Origin of the sequence: Clostridium sulfidigenes (assembly GCF_052067195.1) — a bacterium.
Classification (GTDB): Bacteria; Bacillota; Clostridia; order Clostridiales; family Clostridiaceae; genus Clostridium_J; species Clostridium_J sulfidigenes.
Genome location: NZ_JBQHQR010000005.1, coordinates 58,225 through 74,127, shown reverse-complemented (window position 1 = coordinate 74,127; position 15,903 = coordinate 58,225). Strand labels below are relative to the sequence as shown.

Sequence of the window (15,903 nt, the reverse complement as noted above, 5' to 3'; positions counted from 1 at the left end):
TAAACTGTTTATATATCTAATATTTTATTATAACAAAAATGTTATTTATAATACTTTGTTAGGAGGGATAATAATAGAAACTTTATATGTGATATTACCAAATAAAAATACATCTCCTATATTGAATACTATGGTGTCTCATTCACTTAAAAATATACATCATGTAGTAATAGATGATGTATGTAATCTTCCTGATTTATCCTATAAAAAATTACTTTTTGTAGCTCAGGTTGAGGATGTTGGTTATGATATCCCTATGATTAACCTTCTATCAAAACTTCTAGAGAAAGGTAAAGACACCTTACTTGGATCTACCGGTGCTATTCTTATATATAGTATTGATGACCATGGTACAAAACGTTTTGCTCAAGATATTGTATATATTGCTAATAATATGGGATGTGCTTTTATAGGCCATCCTCTAGTAGAAGCCACTAGTTCTTTAAAAAACTTTTTAACGTGGCAAAAGACTATGGATATGTCATTGAATGATATTTGTTATGATCTCTGTAGGAAACTAGTCAATCGCCTTGTAAAGGATAATCCTAAGACTCTTCAAAGTGGAAAGATTTCTGTTATATACTCTAGTCCACATAAATCATCTAATACCTTAGACTTATGGCACCTAGTATCTGATCATATTAATTATTTTCAAATTAATGAAATACAAATTGAAAGAGGAGAAGTGCTAGATTGTATAGGATGTCCTTATAAACTTTGTCTTCATTATGGAAAGAAAAAAGGTTGTTTCTATGGAGGTATTATGACAGAAAATGTTCTTCCTGCCATTGAAGAAAGTGACGCAGTAATTTGGCTATGTCCTAACTATAACGATGCTATAGCAGCTAATTTAACAGCTGTAATAAACCGTCTTACAGCACTATATAGAAGATGTAACTTCTATAATAAATCCATCTTTGCTGTAATAGTATCTGGAAATTCTGGTAGTGATTCTATTGCTAAACAATTAATAGGTGCTCTTAATATAAATAAAGGATTTAGGCTTCCACCTTATTTCTCTATTCGTGCCATAGCTAATGATCCTAAAACGATTTTTTATGTAGAAAATATAAAGATGAAAAGTGAAGATTTCGGTAAAATAATTATAAATAATATAAAGGTGTAGAGATTACTCTCATACACCTTTATATTATTATTATTTTTATTTACTTACTAGCTACTTTAAATAAATTGAAGCTATTTTTTAAGATCATAACTCCAATTTGTAATACCACCTAAATCACACACATTAGAATAATCTAAGTATTCTAGCATCATTGCAGCTCTAGCACTTTTATTGCCGCTATAGCAATATACACATACAGTTTCATCTTTATTCTGAACTATATCTTCAATGTCATGAGAAATATCACTTAAAGAAATCAATATGGCCCCTTCTATATGTCCTTCTCTGTAAGCCTGCTCATCTCTTAAATCTAGTATAACTAATTTCTCATTGCCATCCATTTTTCTCCTTAATTCTTCTGCTGAAATTTTTCCCATACTTATTATCCTCTCTTTTGCTTCTATTTACAGTACCTGCCCTTATATCCATAACTAAATCAGTTTTATTACACTATATAATTGACTTTTTTTTATAAATTCTGTGAACATATACACTTAGTATAGCTGCAATAGGTACTGCCACTATCATTCCAATAGCTCCTGCGTACCCTCCTCCAATGGTTAAAGCAATTAAAGTCCAAACAGCTGGAAGTCCTACACTACCACCTACCACCTTAGGTTGTATAATATTACCATCAATTTGTTGATATATAATTAAAAGTATGAATCCCCAAATTCCAAGTGTAATACTAGAAAACATCCCCAATATAAATGCTACTACTGCTCCTATAGCGGGACCTATATAAGGAATTACATTACTTATACCTGCAATTACTCCAACAAGTACAGCAAATGGATGATGAATCATTAACATAAGTATGGATGAAACTATACCTACAATAAGGGCATCAAGTAAAACTCCTCTTACAAATCCTCCTACAACTTCATCTAAATCTATAATAAATTGCTTAAGTACTGTTCCTAACTTTCCTGGTATAAAAGCTCTCCCAAATCTCCTAATAGTTTTAAATAACATCTCTTTATCTTTTAAGAAATAAAAGGTAAATATTATGCTTAAAACAAAATCTATCATAAATGAACCAAATCCATAAATGCTATTTGTAATTATATTAACTATCTCTTGACCAATAACTGCAAATGCTGCTGTTACCTTATCAATATAAGTACTAATTTGCTGATAATTTATATCTAAAGTAGCAAAATACGAATTCAAGTTATTTATTCCATTCCTTACTACACTCTCATATTGTGGAATATTATTTATTAATGATTTTGCATTCTCTAAAAGAGGTGGAATTATAAAATTAAATATTAATACTACTGATAGTATTATTATAAAAAAAACTAATACGATACTTATAATTCTATATATCCAATTAAATTTATTATTTTCCTTTACACTAACACATTTCTTAATAAAGATTTCAATACGTCTTACTAAAGGAAATAATAAATATGAAATTATAGCTCCTATTATTATGGGTCTTATTACACTTAAAAATCCTAATATTGCATTTTTAATTATATTAATAAAAGTACCACTTCTACTTACTATTTCATAGCCTATAAATAAGGCAATTCCTGTAATAACAGCTACAACTCCAATATTTATATACTTTCTATCTATATCTAACTTTTTATCTATTCTAAACCTATCCCACATATGATTTGCTCCTTTATAAAGCTTGTTTTTATGTTGATTTAATAATATTAAAATTCAAATAATCCATCATATCTGCATTATAACACGAATAACCTAAAATTAACAAAAAATAAATATATTATTAACTTTTAAATAATTAATTTGCAAATTAAAAGAGTTCTCAATATAATTAGAGTAGTTATTTGTAACATTAGGTTAAATTAACTACAAATTTAATTATATGAGGAGATAAAATATGGAAAATATATTTGTTATTTTAAAAGGAATGGTTATTGGTGTCTCCAATGTTATTCCTGGTGTTAGCGGAGGAACTATGGCGGTAGTTCTAGGTATTTATGATAAACTTATATCTGCTGTAAATAGCTTTTTTAAAGATTGGAAAAAAAATATTTTCTTTCTTGGTGAAATAGCTATAGGTGCAGCCTTAGGTATAATACTATTTAGTAAATTAATTACAAATCTATTAACAAACCACCCTGAGCCAACCAATTTCTTTTTTATAGGATTGATTTTAGGTTCATTTCCTATGTTATATAAAAGAGCAACAAAGGGAAAAGTAAAAAAAATAAATTATCTTTGGTTTCTCTTAACTTTCACATTAATGGTAATTATGTCTATATTTAGTGATGTAGAAGTTAGCACTATAGCTATGACTAGTTTAAGTGTAAAATCTTTTATATCCCTATTCCTAGCAGGATTCATTGCAGCTGCCACTATGATTCTTCCAGGGGTAAGTGGTTCTTTAGTACTTTTGATTATTGGACTATATACTACTTTTACTAATGCAGTTTCTACCTTTAATATTCCTTTACTTATTCCTGGTGGTTTGGGTGTTCTTGTAGGTATATTGACTATGACAAAGCTCATAGAATCCTTTATGAGTAAATATCCTCAACCTGCATATTTTGCTATTTGTGGATTAATTTTAGGTTCTGTCTTTCCAGTATATCCTGGTTTTACTTTTAATTTATCAGGAATGCTATCAATTATAACTTTTTTAATTGGTTTTATACTTACATATATACTTGGGAAAAAAGAAAATAATTAAAACATAAAAAGTAAAGACTGTTTCTAAATTGAAACGGTCTTTATTTTCTATGATAGATTGTTTTCGTCCTTTAACCAAGTTTTCCATTGAACTTCAAAGTCATCAATAGAACACTTTAATATATTAAAAATATCATCTACATCATACTTTCTTATGATTTCATTTATAATTTCTTTACCATAGACATCTTCTATATATCTTACTATAGTCCATCCCCATGTTTTATATAGGCTTTTATTTTCTTGAATCATCTTTAGCGATGGTATCATATCTTCCTTTATAGCTTTTTTTATCTCTTTATTAATATTTTCTTCATTCCATAACTTAGATAGGTATATAGCTATTCCTTGTCCAAACCATGTGGATGAAGCCTCTGGATTTAAAGATAAAAATTCATTAAATATATGAACCACTTGACTATAAATAAGTTTTTGAAGCATTTCTCCTTCATAATCATAAGTAGACTCTTCCTCATAAGCAAAAGGTGACAATATCAATAGATCATTTTTAGATGTAATAGCTACTTGACTTTTCTTAGATTCATTATTCCCCCTAAGTTTTAAAATCATTTTACTTATATAATTATATTCTCTTCTGTTCATAGCTATAATAGCCCTTATAGAAAATCCTTTATCTATTAAATGAAAATAATTTTCTAATTCTTTATATGCATAAAGTATTCCCTCTTTAACTTCTACTACAAATCTCATATCATTTCCAATATAATAAACTGTTATATTTTCATTTTGTATATACCTATAACTTTCTAACATTAATCTACTCCCCCAAACTCCAGTAATATACCCCATTTTTTCTTATATATTCTATAAAAACTTCATTATTCCTTTTTATTTTCTATAAGATATTGTTAGTTCATTTCTTTGTATTATCCTTACAAAGGTTTGTAGTGTTATTAATAGGACTTTTAGTAGACTTTATAGGATATAAATTAGAAACAAAAGGACTTTCATAAAATAGTCCACTAATCTTTATAAAATATTAGCTTATTCTACGAAAGTCCTTTAATTTATCTTAACCCTTATATATTCTAAGTTTATTCAAAGGCAATTTCTAAAATTTTATAGATATCATCTCTATATAAAGGTTTAAGAGTTCCAAGTGGTGCAAGGATTGCAGCATTGTCTGCTATAAAATCTAAATCATCTTTCTTAACTCCTACCTCTTTTAAAGTTATAGGTGCACCTATTTCCTTATAGAAGTTTCTTAGCGACTCTATTCCTTTTAGAGCCTTTTCTTCATCATTGCCCTCGTTTATATTAAATACATGACTTGCAAATTTTGCAAACTTCTTAACATCTTCCTTGTGAACATACTTCATCCATGCAGGCATCACTATAGCAAGACCTGAACCATGAGCAATATCATTAAGTACTGAAAGAGAGTGCTCTATGGAGTGAGACGCCCAATCTCCTTTTCTACCAACGCCATTTAGTCCATTTAAAGCAAGAGTTGCTGCAAAAGCAAGTTCACTTCTTGATTTATAATTATTACTATCTTTTAATAATTCTCTAGTATGAGTAATTACAGTTCTGATAATTCCTTCTGAGAGTTCATCAAGCATATCTGTGCTTTCTGTTCCACCATAGTATGCTTCAAATACGTGACTTATAGCGTCTATTGCTCCGTTAGCTGTTTGATTTGCTGGAAGAGATCTTTGAACTGAAGGATCTAATATAGATACTTTTGGATATAATAATGGAGAACCAAAGCTCCACTTTTTACCTTCTTCTTCATTAGTCACAACCCCACCTGCATTCATTTCAGATCCTGTAGCTGAAAGAGTCAATATAGTAAATAGCGGTAGTGCTTTTTTAACACTTCCTTTACCTTCAAATAACTCCCATACATTGCCCTCATAGCATACTCCCGCAGCTATAGCTTTAGACGAATCTATTACACTTCCTCCACCTACAGCTAAAACTCCATCTACCTCATTTTCTTTAGCTAACTTTATGCCTTCTTGAACCTTTGATAATACTGGATTAGGCTTAACTCCTGATAATTTAATATAATCTATGTTATTATTCTCTAAAGATTCTACAACAGTATCATAAACTCCATTTTTCATTATGGAGCCTTTTCCATATACTATTAATACCTTTCTAATTCCACTCTTAACTAAATGTTCTCCTATAGTTTCTATTGTACTTTCTCCAAATACTAATTTAGTTGGATTATAAAGTGTAAAGTTTAACATATTCTTTCCTCCTCTTAAACTTATATTACTTGTAACAAACATCTTTTTATTTAATTCTATCTTAAATTTAACTTTATATCTAATAAAGCTTATGTAATTTTTCTATATTTATTATGTTATCATAACATTCCATAAAACTCCACAAAATTTCGTATATCGAAATTTAAACTCCAGTAACATTATATACTATTAAATATTGATTTTATTTTTAAACATTGATATACTGAAAATATAATTTATGGTGATGGAGTTCACCTTAATCGCAATTGCTAATGACTCCTACAGACAACGCTATGAGTATGTCTGTAGGAGATTTTTATGTGTAAAATAACTAAATTATTAACACCAAATAAATTCTTTCAATATTTTGTGTTAATAATTTATGGTCTTAATCTTGGCATTGTAAAACTTTAATTTAAAAGGAGGGCTATTTTATGGCTACAAGTATAGCAATTATTATATTACTTGCTATTGTTTCTAACTTTATATTTGAAAAAATTAAACTTCCTGGACTTTTAGGTATGTTAATTTTAGGAATCACTATAGGTCCCTATGGATTTAATTTGGTTCATGGAGATTTACTAAATATCTCTTCTGATTTGCGTAAAATAGCACTTATTGTTATCTTATTAAGAGCTGGGATGGGTATAAAAACGTCTGATTTAAAGGAAATAGGAAGACCTGCAATAAAGATGAGTTGTATACCTGGCATATTAGAAGGCTTCACTATAGCCTTTATATCTACTAAACTATTAGGATTTACATTTATACAGGGAGGAATTCTTGGCTTTATAATTGCTGCTGTATCTCCTGCTGTAGTTGTACCTCAAATGATTAACCTTATAGATAATAAAATTGGTACTAATAAGAGCATCCCTACTTTAATACTAGCTGGTGCTTCTATTGATGATGTATTTGCAATTACAATATTAACTAGCTTTCTTGCCTTATATTCTGGTAAGGACGTTAATATCGCTTCTCAACTTTTACAAATACCACTTTCCATAATATTAGGAATAGGACTAGGATTAATATTAGGCTTTATAATTATATATTTATTTAAAAAGTGTAGTATTAATGATGTAAAAAAGATACTAATTGTGCTAGCTATTTCTATACTTTTAACTACCTTAGAAACTATCTTTAAAGATAAATTATTAATTGCAAGCCTTTTAGGTGTTATGACTATTGGCTTTGTTCTTACTGAGAAACTTCCTAATGTTGCTGCTCCCCTTTCTCAAGGACTTAATAAATTATGGATATTTGCAGAAATTCTACTCTTTGTTTTAGTTGGCGCTCAAGTAAATATATCTGTAGCATTCACCTCAGGCGCAATAGGTATAATAATTATTTTTATAGGACTAGTAGGTAGAGGTATTGGAGTTATAATTTCACTTATAGGTACTAATTTAAACGTAAAGGAAAGGATTTTCTGTGTCATCTCCTATATACCTAAAGCTACAGTTCAAGCAGCCATGGGGGCCTTGCCTCTATCTCTAGGTGTTGTATCTGGAGATTTGATTCTAGCAATATCTGTATTATCCATTTTAGTAACTGCACCTTTAGGTGCTATTGGAATAAAGGTTTCAAGTAAATCCTTATTACACGTTGAGAACTAAAAATGTAATAATACATAATATAGGACTATTTCTTTCAAAATAAATAGTCCTATATTCTATCAAATGAAATGATTTAAAAAAATTCACCTTTTACTGTTGACTTATATTAAACAAAGTAATACAATTGTTTAGTGGAAAATTTTATATACCTCGGTAGGTGAGGTTACTACAAGGATACGGGTTGCTACCGTAAAAGAGTGGAAACATTCTTAACTGGTTAGCAGATTTTGCCGAACAAAGAAGGCTTAATCTAACGCAATTTCATTGCCTTGCAGAGCTAAAACTTGAACGAGACATACTATTATTAGTATTTGCCTGCGTTTTAGTTTACGGAGGTTTTTTTATTTTATAAATTTTAGGAGGTGTAAGAAGCATGGACGATGGTAGTAGTAATATTGACGATGAAGATTTAATAAGTTTATTGTTTAATCCAAAAATAAAACGCTATGTAACTTCTTACCCTCTTTATGGCATAATTTAATTTTACTTTAACTTTTTCAAAGTTAAATCTATCATTAAGAATTTTATGTCCATAAACAGATAGAAATATTACATAGTTATTTATCAAGGCATTAAACATGAGGTTTAATGCTTTTTTATGTCTTCATTGTTTTTTACCCACTACAACCTAGAAATTATAATTTTTCAATTTTAGTCAATACTTATTTTGAACGTTCATAATGTATTGAATTAATAGGAGGGGTAACAATGGAAAACACAATAAAACTAATCAATGAAAAAAAATTCATTGATGCAAGAAAAACTCTTGAAAAAAAGAATGTAGTAGATATAGCTACTTTATTGGGTGAAATAGATAAAGAATCTGTAGTTAAAATTTTTAGAGTACTTCCTAAAGACAAAGCTGCACATGTATTTTCTTATCTAGACCACGAGGAAAGACTATTTATAATTGACTCTATTACCGATAGTGAAATTTCAAATATTATAGATGATTTATTCATTGATGATACTATAGACTTTCTAGAAGAACTACCTGCTAATGTGGTAAAAAAAGTTTTAAAAAATACAGATGAAAATACTCGTAAGATTATAAATCAATTCTTAAAATATCCTGAAAGTTCAGCTGGAAGTATAATGACTATAGAATTTGCTGATTTAAAAAAGCATATGTCTGTAAATGAAGCTATTGCTCATATAAAGAAAACAGGCATAGATAAGGAAACTATTCACACTTGCTATGTTTTAGGCGATAACAGAGAGCTAGAAGGTATTGTTTCTTTAAGAAAACTTATTTTAAGTGATGAAAATATGCTAATAGAAGATTTAATGAAAACTGAATTTATACATGTTAATACTTTAGATGATCAAGAGAATGTGGCTCAACTATTTAAAAAGTATGACTTGTTATCTATCCCAGTTACTGATAATGAAAAAAAATTAGTTGGAATAATCACCATAGATGATATAGTAGATATTATAGACCAAGAAAATACAGAAGACTTTCAAAAAATGGCTGCTATGGAGCCAAATGAAGAAGAATACTTAAAGACCAGTGTTTGGACTCTTTCTAAGCATAGAATAGTTTGGCTTCTTGTATTAATGATTTCAGCAACTTTTACAGGAAACATTATAAGAAAATTCGAAGATGTCCTATCCTCAGTAGTTATTCTTGCTTCCTTCATTCCAATGTTAATGGATACAGGCGGCAATGCCGGATCTCAATCTTCAACTCTTATCATAAGAGGTCTTGCCTTAGGAGATATAAAATTATCTGATGGATTTAAAGTTATATTTAAAGAACTAAGGGTTAGTATCATTACAGGTTCCGTTCTTGCCATAGTAAATTTTATAAGAATATATTATTTTGAAAAAATTAACCTTTTAATTTCTTTCACTGTATGTATAAGCTTATTCTGTACTGTTGTTGTAGCTAAAATAGTAGGTGGTATACTACCCATCTTAGCAAAAAAATTAAAATTAGATCCTGCTATTATGGCAAGCCCATTAATCACAACTATAGTAGATGCGGTTGCTCTAACTCTATACTTTACATTATCCGTAAATCTACTACACCTAGCAGTTTAATTTATATTTTAATATAATAAAGGACTATTCTAAGGCAATCTATTATCTTTTAATTGCCTTAGAATAGTCCTTTAACTAAAAAAAGAACTACAAGACCTTAGTCTGTAGTTCTATAGAAAATAGATTATTATCTTCTATTTCTTTCTGCTTTTCTTGCTCTTCTGCAATCTGGGCATCTTACTGGCTCATTTTCGAATCCTTTTTCAGCGTAGAAAGCTTGCTCTCCCTCTGTAAATATAAATTCTTTACCACAGTCTTTGCATAATATTGTTTTATCTGCCATTTTAATTCCTCCATTTTTAAAGATTTACATTCAATTAACCAATTCCCTAAAAACGGAGAAAGTTATAATAGATGTGAATCTTTTTATTTTATGGTTTCAGTTTATCACTTTGCTAGTTAAATTTCAAGTATTTTTTGAATACTTATATCCATTTTTATACCAATTATAGGATTATTTTATTTTTAAATAACTCATATACTATATATAAAATCAATCCTTATATTTCAATAAATTATTATAATTTTATATAAAAATAAAGCTATAAGATTAATTCTTATAGCTTCTATTGAAATATTAAATATTACTATCTTCTATTTCTTTCTGATTTTCTTGCTCTTCTGCAATCAGCACATCTTACTGGGTCATTTTCGAATCCTTTTTCAGCGTAGAAAGCTTGCTCTCCTTCTGTGAATATGAATTCATTTCCGCAATCTTTACATGTTAATGTTCTATCTGCCATTTTTCATTCCTCCATTTTTAAAGATTTACTTTTAACTAACTGATTCTCTAAAACTGGAGAAAAGTGTTATTAATCTTAAATCTTTATAATATATTTTTGTATTTACTACTCTTTTAGTATATCATGGCGATAATAATAATTCAATATATATTTTAATTTTATTTCCTAGATTTTTGCACTTTAACTTTTTTACCTTTAATAATTATCTCTCCATATTTTTTTAAGAAGTTCTCACCTTTATTATTCAGTATATCTACATAAGAAATATTATCTTGTATATCTATTATACCAATATCGTCTCCATTCAAATCTGGAAGATTACTAAGAGCTCCCACTATATCTATATTCCTTATTTTCTTTTTTTTACCAGCTCCAATGTATACTTTTAGGATATCTTTATGAATTACTTTCTTTTTATTTCTCTGTCCTACTTTAAGTTCTTTCTGACTCTCCTTAAATACACTCTTACCTTCTTTAATCTCTAAATCACTTGGGAAATTCCCCTTTTTAATACTATACCCTAAGTATTCTTCTATAGAAGTCAAATACTTCTTTTCATATTCAGAAACTAAAGTTATAGCTGTTCCTTCCCGTCCGGCTCTTCCTGTTCTACCTATTCTATGAACATAACTTTCCCTTTCCATTGGAACTTCATAATTAAATACATGAGTTATATTATCTACATGAATCCCTCTTGCTGCAATATCCGTAGCAACCAGTACTTTAAATTCCTCATTCTTGAACCTTTCCATAGTTTCAATCCTTATTTTTTGCTCCATATCTCCATGTAGTTGTTCTACCGAAATTCCCTCTGACTTTAATTCTTCATACACTTTTTTAACTTTATCTTTGGTATTACAAAATACTATAGCTGCATCCGGTGTGCATGCATATAAGTTCTTCCATAAGGCTTTAAACTTATCTTTATGTTCAACATTTAAATATGATTCTTTTATTTTATCGCGATTAAATATCTTGGATTCTATTTCTAAAAATCTAGGGTTTATCATATAATTAGTGCATAGCTCCTCGATACTTTCTGGTATTGTTGCAGAAAATAGAGCTGTTGTCCTTTTTTTCGGTAGTCTATCTAGTATATCACTTATCTGATCTATAAAACCCATATTTAGCATTTTATCTGCTTCATCAATGATTACATATGTTAAATCCTTAAAGTTTAAGTTCCCTCTATTCATATGGTCACTTATCCTCCCAGGTGTTCCTATTACTATATGTACCCTCTGCTTAAGTTCTCTAACCTGCTCATTAAAAGGCTGCTTTCCAAAAACAGCAGCACATCTAACTTTTTTTATTCTCCCTATATTGGATATATCATCTTTAACCTGTAATGCAAGTTCTCTTGTGGGAACTAGAACTAATGCTGTTATTTTTCCCTCTTCTACCCTAACTTCATTACAAATAGGAACTCCAAAGCTCGCTGTTTTCCCACTTCCAGTTTGTGATTTTACTATAATATCTTCTCCATCCAAAAGACTTGGTATTGTTTTATCTTGAACTTCAGAAGGATTTTCAAACCCTAGATTGTTTAGAGCCTGTAATATGTTTTCATTTAAATTATATTTGTTAAATCCACTTTCCATAACTTTCTCCTTGTATCTAATTAATATCTAATCATTATTCCTATTTCACATCATATTAGACTTATATATATATTTCTACTTATTTTTAAAATTTTATACATTAATACTTTTTATATAAATAGTTAATTCTATATAGCTCAAAAAAAAAAGCTATAAGAATCACTTCTTATAGCTTTCATTGAAATATTAAATATTAATTATCTTCTATTTCTTTCTGCTTTTCTTGCTCTTCTGCAATCAGCACATCTAGTTGGCTCATTTTCGAATCCTTTTTCAGCGTAGAAAGCTTGCTCTCCCTCTGTGAATACGAATTCGTTTCCGCAATCTCTGCATGTTAATGTTCTATCTGCCATTTACAATTCCTCCATTTTAAAGATCCACCTATTATTAACAAATCCTCGAATTGGAGAAAATTATTATATATGTTAAATCTTTATTTCAATTTTATTTGTGTTTAACCACTTACTCAGTATAACATACACTTTACGTATAATGCAAGTAATTATATAAATATTTTATTTTATCTTTATTTATACAGTAGTAATCCCTTTATTCCTTATTTCAAATACTATTTGTTCATCCTTACCATCTACTAAAATATTACATCCATCGTAAACTTCCCCAGCTATAATTTTTTTTGCAATCATGGTTTCTAAAACATTTCCAATATATCTTTTTAGTGGTCTTGCCCCATAAACTGGATCATAGCCTTCTGTTGCTAAAATCTCCTTAGCTACGTCAGTAATTTCTAAACCTATATTTTTATCATATAATCTTCTTCTAACATGGTCAATAAATATATCTATAATTTTCTTTATACCTTCAATATTTAGTGGTTTAAACATTATAATGTCATCTACACGGTTTAAAAATTCTGGCTTGAACCTACTCTTCATTTCACTCATTACTAAAGCTTTAGTTTTTTCAGTAATCACACCACTATCCTCTAGTAGATGACTACTACCTATATTAGAAGTCATAATTATTATAGTATTTTTAAAGTCTATAGTCTTGCCCTTATTATCAGTGAGTCTTCCATCATCTAATATTTGTAGAAATACGTTAAATACATCTTCATGAGCCTTTTCTATCTCATCAAATAAAACTACTGAATATGGATTTCTTCTTACAGCTTCAGTTAATTGTCCCCCTTCTTCATAACCTACATATCCTGGAGGCGCTCCTATAAGTCTTGATACTGAATATTTTTCCATGTACTCTGACATATCAATTCTTATAATATTTTCTTCACTATCAAATAAATTTCTCGCTAAAGTTTTAGCCAGTTCTGTTTTACCTACCCCTGTAGGCCCTAGGAAAATGAATGAACCAATAGGCTTATTTTCATCTTTCATCCCTGCTCTAGCCCTAATTACGGCATTAGCAACAGCTGTTACTGCTTCATCTTGACCTATTACCCTATTGCTAAGTTCCTCCTCTAATCTTAATAGTTTTTCTCTTTCCCCTTCTACTAATCGTGTTACTGGAATTCCAGTCCACTTAGATACAATTTGAGAAATTTCTTCTTCTGTAACCTCTTCTTTGAGAAGGGCTGTTTCATAATTATTGTGCATGCTTTCTTCTTTTTCTTTTATTTCTTCTTCAAGACGTGGTATAACCCCATATTTTAGTTCTGCAGCACTATTTAAATCATATTCTCTCTCATACCTTTCAACCTTACCTCTAGCTTCATCCAATTGCTCTTTCAAAGTTCTAACTTCAAGAATCTTGCTTTTTTCTTGTTCATATTTAGCAGTCATTTCATCATTTTTTTCTTTTAATTCTGCTAACTCCTTTTGAAGTTGTTCAAGTCTCTTTTGAGATGCTTCATCACTTTCTTTAATCAGAGCTTCTCTTTCAGTTTCTAATGTAAATAGCTTTCTTCTAACCATATCAAGTTCTGTAGGAAGAGAATCTATTTCACTTCTTATCATAGCCCCAGCTTCATCAATTAAATCTATGGCTTTGTCTGGTAAAAACCTATCTTGAATATACCTATTAGATAATTTGGCTGCTGTTACTATAGCTGAATCATGAATTCTAACTCCATGGTGTATTTCAAATCTTTCCTTAAGTCCTCTTAATATTGAAATTGTATCTTGTACTGTAGGCTCTTCTGCAATAACTGGTTGAAATCTTCTCTCTAATGCTTTATCTTTTTCTATATATTGTCTATATTCATCAAAAGTAGTAGCTCCAATACAATGTAATTCTCCTCTTGCTAGCATAGGCTTTATAAGATTTCCTGCATCCATAGCTCCATCAGCTTTTCCAGCACCTACAATGGTATGAATTTCATCTATAAATAATATTATCTTCCCATCAGAACTCTTAACTTCCTTTAGTACAGCTTTAAGTCTTTCTTCAAATTCACCTCTATACTTAGCTCCTGCAATTAAAGCTCCCATATCTAAAGAAAAAATTATCCTGTCTTTTAATCCTTCTGGTACATCTCCACGTACAATTCTTTCTGCCAGACCTTCAACTATGGCAGTCTTACCTACTCCAGGTTCACCAATAAGCACTGGATTGTTTTTAGTTCTTCTTGACAAAATTCTAATTACACGTCTTATCTCTTCATCTCTTCCTATTACAGGATCTAATTTATGTTCCTTAGCAAGGTCAATTAAATTAGTTCCATACTTAGCAAGAGCATCATAAGTTCCCTCTGGATCATTAGTATCTACCCTTTGATTTCCCCTAACCTGAGATAACACTTCCATAAATCTTTCTTTATCTATGCCATATTCCTTAAGTATTTTCCCTGATATACCTTTTGCATCAACCTCCATGATAGCCATCATTATGTGTTCTACACTTATATAGGAATCATGAAATTTCTCTGATATATCTTGAGCCTTAACTAAAACTTCATTGATTCTTCTAGTGGCAGTAACACCAGATGAACGAGCTCCTTCTCCTAATACTTTAGGCATTTTCTCTAACTCTAAATTTACTTTTCTTTTAATTCCTTCAACATCCACAGCCATTTTTTCAAGGACATTAGGTATTAATCCATCTCTTTGATTTAGAAGTGCAGAGAATAAATGAATAATATCTACTTGTTGATGATTATTTCTTACTGCTTCCTCATAGGCATCATTTAAACTTTGTTGAACTCTTATTGTTAACTTTTCTGTTTCCATAACATCACCTACTACTCCAATTTTATATCTTGTTAAGTAGCATTTCTCCTTTCATAAAACTTAAATATTATTTACTATCTTTCTAAATAGCTTTAAAAATTCTTCTCTTTCATCAGTTGTGTCTAAGGCATTTAAAACATATCCATACAATTTTCTTTCAAAAGCTAGATGTTCATTTTTCACTTCTTCACCTTCATCTGTAAGTTGTAATCCATAGGATCTTCTGTCTCTCTTACTAATAGTTCTATTCACATAATTAAGTCTTTCTAGCCTATCTATAGCGCTGGTTAAAGTACTTTTAGGTACGTCTAACATATTACAAATTTCCTTTAAAATTATATCCTCCCTATCATAGACAATTCTTATAATACTAATTTCCATGGTATTAAGTCTTTCTATCCGAGGAAATTCCTCCATAGTCCTATATTGATTTGAAAAAGACAAAAACATTTTCCATAAATTCGAAAATTCTTCAATTAACTTGTCATTATCCTCCATTACATCTACTCCTTTAAAATCTTCTTATATCCTACAATCATCATAATTCAATTATTAAATCAATAGATTACAACCTATATTATTGTTTGCTAAACGTAAAATTTAATTAGTACGAAACTCGTACTTTATCTTTAAGTAAATAGTACTACCATCGTACTATTTTGTCAATAATGAAATTTTTTAATCAAAAATAAAAGTAATAATGAAAATCTACTATCATTATTACTTTTATTAT

14 protein-coding genes and 2 riboswitches are annotated in these 15,903 nt (G+C 29.3%); of the genes, 4 read left to right on the top strand and 10 right to left on the bottom strand.

Annotated features, from left to right (window positions below; all coding sequences use genetic code 11):
* Positions 1–73 precede the first annotated feature (73 nt).
* Entirely contained in the window at positions 74–1,126 is a 1,053-nt protein-coding gene (locus ACTNBA_RS07575; protein WP_441073389.1) for a flavodoxin family protein, read from the top strand.
* A gap of 71 nt (positions 1,127–1,197) precedes the next feature.
* On the opposite strand, the gene ACTNBA_RS07570 is transcribed toward ACTNBA_RS07575, so the two are convergent.
* Both ACTNBA_RS07570 and ACTNBA_RS07565 read right to left on the bottom strand, forming a co-directional pair.
* Positions 1,198–1,503, bottom strand: coding sequence for a rhodanese-like domain-containing protein (locus ACTNBA_RS07570; protein WP_051824021.1), 306 nt, complete (start codon positions 1,501–1,503; stop codon positions 1,198–1,200).
* 73 nt (positions 1,504–1,576) lie between these two features.
* Positions 1,577–2,749 carry an AI-2E family transporter gene (locus tag ACTNBA_RS07565; protein WP_441073279.1) on the bottom strand — a complete coding sequence of 391 codons (1,173 nt, stop codon included), beginning with the start codon at positions 2,747–2,749 and terminating at the stop codon, positions 1,577–1,579.
* A 235-nt stretch (positions 2,750–2,984) separates the two neighbouring features.
* On the opposite strand from ACTNBA_RS07565, the gene ACTNBA_RS07560 reads away from it, so the two are divergent.
* Entirely contained in the window at positions 2,985–3,797 is an 813-nt protein-coding gene (locus ACTNBA_RS07560; RefSeq protein WP_441073278.1) for a DUF368 domain-containing protein, read from the top strand.
* A gap of 47 nt (positions 3,798–3,844) precedes the next feature.
* Here the strand turns inward: ACTNBA_RS07560 and ACTNBA_RS07555 are convergent, their stop codons facing one another.
* A complete protein-coding gene (locus ACTNBA_RS07555) occupies positions 3,845–4,570 on the bottom strand; it encodes a hypothetical protein (protein WP_441073277.1) in 726 nt (241 codons plus the stop codon).
* 281 nt (positions 4,571–4,851) lie between these two features.
* Complete coding sequence (locus ACTNBA_RS07550) at positions 4,852–6,015, bottom strand: iron-containing alcohol dehydrogenase (protein WP_441073276.1); 1,164 nt, start codon at positions 6,013–6,015, stop codon at positions 4,852–4,854.
* Positions 6,016–6,246: 231 nt separating this feature from the next.
* A riboswitch (Fluoride riboswitch) is annotated at positions 6,247–6,304 on the top strand.
* 145 nt (positions 6,305–6,449) lie between these two features.
* On the opposite strand from ACTNBA_RS07550, the gene ACTNBA_RS07545 reads away from it, so the two are divergent.
* Together ACTNBA_RS07545 and mgtE are read left to right on the top strand one after the other, a co-directional pair.
* Positions 6,450–7,634: a cation:proton antiporter domain-containing protein gene (locus ACTNBA_RS07545; RefSeq protein ID WP_441073275.1), complete on the top strand. Its 1,185-nt coding sequence runs from the start codon at positions 6,450–6,452 to the stop codon at positions 7,632–7,634.
* A 142-nt stretch (positions 7,635–7,776) separates the two neighbouring features.
* A riboswitch (M-box (ykoK) riboswitch) is annotated at positions 7,777–7,936 on the top strand.
* A 406-nt stretch (positions 7,937–8,342) separates the two neighbouring features.
* The gene (mgtE, locus tag ACTNBA_RS07540; protein WP_441073273.1) at positions 8,343–9,680 is read left to right on the top strand and encodes a magnesium transporter; all 1,338 of its coding nucleotides are present in this window, start codon (positions 8,343–8,345) and stop codon (positions 9,678–9,680) included.
* Positions 9,681–9,807: 127 nt separating this feature from the next.
* Here the strand turns inward: mgtE and ACTNBA_RS07535 are convergent, their stop codons facing one another.
* The 6 genes from ACTNBA_RS07535 to ACTNBA_RS07510 all read right to left on the bottom strand — a co-directional run bounded on the left by ACTNBA_RS07535 (position 9,808) and on the right by ACTNBA_RS07510 (position 15,668).
* Positions 9,808–9,963: a zinc-ribbon domain-containing protein gene (locus ACTNBA_RS07535; protein WP_035132598.1), complete on the bottom strand. Its 156-nt coding sequence runs from the start codon at positions 9,961–9,963 to the stop codon at positions 9,808–9,810.
* 304 nt (positions 9,964–10,267) lie between these two features.
* A complete protein-coding gene (locus ACTNBA_RS07530; protein WP_035132599.1) occupies positions 10,268–10,423 on the bottom strand; it encodes a zinc-ribbon domain-containing protein in 156 nt (51 codons plus the stop codon).
* 158 nt (positions 10,424–10,581) lie between these two features.
* Positions 10,582–12,024, bottom strand: a complete 1,443-nt coding sequence (locus tag ACTNBA_RS07525; protein ID WP_441073272.1) for a DEAD/DEAH box helicase — start codon at positions 12,022–12,024, stop codon at positions 10,582–10,584.
* A 197-nt stretch (positions 12,025–12,221) separates the two neighbouring features.
* On the bottom strand, positions 12,222–12,377 hold the full coding sequence (locus ACTNBA_RS07520) for a zinc-ribbon domain-containing protein (protein ID WP_035132601.1): 156 nt from the start codon (positions 12,375–12,377) through the stop codon (positions 12,222–12,224).
* 177 nt (positions 12,378–12,554) lie between these two features.
* Complete coding sequence (clpB, locus tag ACTNBA_RS07515) at positions 12,555–15,170, bottom strand: ATP-dependent chaperone ClpB (RefSeq protein ID WP_441073271.1); 2,616 nt, start codon at positions 15,168–15,170, stop codon at positions 12,555–12,557.
* A 60-nt stretch (positions 15,171–15,230) separates the two neighbouring features.
* Positions 15,231–15,668 carry a MarR family winged helix-turn-helix transcriptional regulator gene (locus ACTNBA_RS07510; protein WP_441073270.1) on the bottom strand — a complete coding sequence of 146 codons (438 nt, stop codon included), beginning with the start codon at positions 15,666–15,668 and terminating at the stop codon, positions 15,231–15,233.
* Positions 15,669–15,903: the final 235 nt, after the last annotated feature.

What these genes read in the sequence shown, in the direction of transcription:
- ACTNBA_RS07530 (WP_035132599.1), bottom strand. Translation starts at nt 10,423, where the DNA reads ATGGCAGATAGAACATTAACATGTAAAGATTGCGGAAATGAATTCATA.
- ACTNBA_RS07525 (WP_441073272.1), bottom strand. Translation starts at nt 12,024, where the DNA reads ATGGAAAGTGGATTTAACAAATATAATTTAAATGAAAACATATTACAG.
- ACTNBA_RS07535 (WP_035132598.1), bottom strand. Translation starts at nt 9,963, where the DNA reads ATGGCAGATAAAACAATATTATGCAAAGACTGTGGTAAAGAATTTATA.
- ACTNBA_RS07545 (WP_441073275.1), top strand. Translation starts at nt 6,450, where the DNA reads ATGGCTACAAGTATAGCAATTATTATATTACTTGCTATTGTTTCTAAC.
- ACTNBA_RS07570 (WP_051824021.1), bottom strand. Translation starts at nt 1,503, where the DNA reads ATGGGAAAAATTTCAGCAGAAGAATTAAGGAGAAAAATGGATGGCAAT.
- clpB (WP_441073271.1), bottom strand. Translation starts at nt 15,170, where the DNA reads ATGGAAACAGAAAAGTTAACAATAAGAGTTCAACAAAGTTTAAATGAT.
- ACTNBA_RS07510 (WP_441073270.1), bottom strand. Translation starts at nt 15,668, where the DNA reads ATGGAGGATAATGACAAGTTAATTGAAGAATTTTCGAATTTATGGAAA.
- ACTNBA_RS07555 (WP_441073277.1), bottom strand. Translation starts at nt 4,570, where the DNA reads ATGTTAGAAAGTTATAGGTATATACAAAATGAAAATATAACAGTTTAT.
- ACTNBA_RS07550 (WP_441073276.1), bottom strand. Translation starts at nt 6,015, where the DNA reads ATGTTAAACTTTACACTTTATAATCCAACTAAATTAGTATTTGGAGAA.
- mgtE (WP_441073273.1), top strand. Translation starts at nt 8,343, where the DNA reads ATGGAAAACACAATAAAACTAATCAATGAAAAAAAATTCATTGATGCA.
- ACTNBA_RS07565 (WP_441073279.1), bottom strand. Translation starts at nt 2,749, where the DNA reads ATGTGGGATAGGTTTAGAATAGATAAAAAGTTAGATATAGATAGAAAG.
- ACTNBA_RS07520 (WP_035132601.1), bottom strand. Translation starts at nt 12,377, where the DNA reads ATGGCAGATAGAACATTAACATGCAGAGATTGCGGAAACGAATTCGTA.
- ACTNBA_RS07560 (WP_441073278.1), top strand. Translation starts at nt 2,985, where the DNA reads ATGGAAAATATATTTGTTATTTTAAAAGGAATGGTTATTGGTGTCTCC.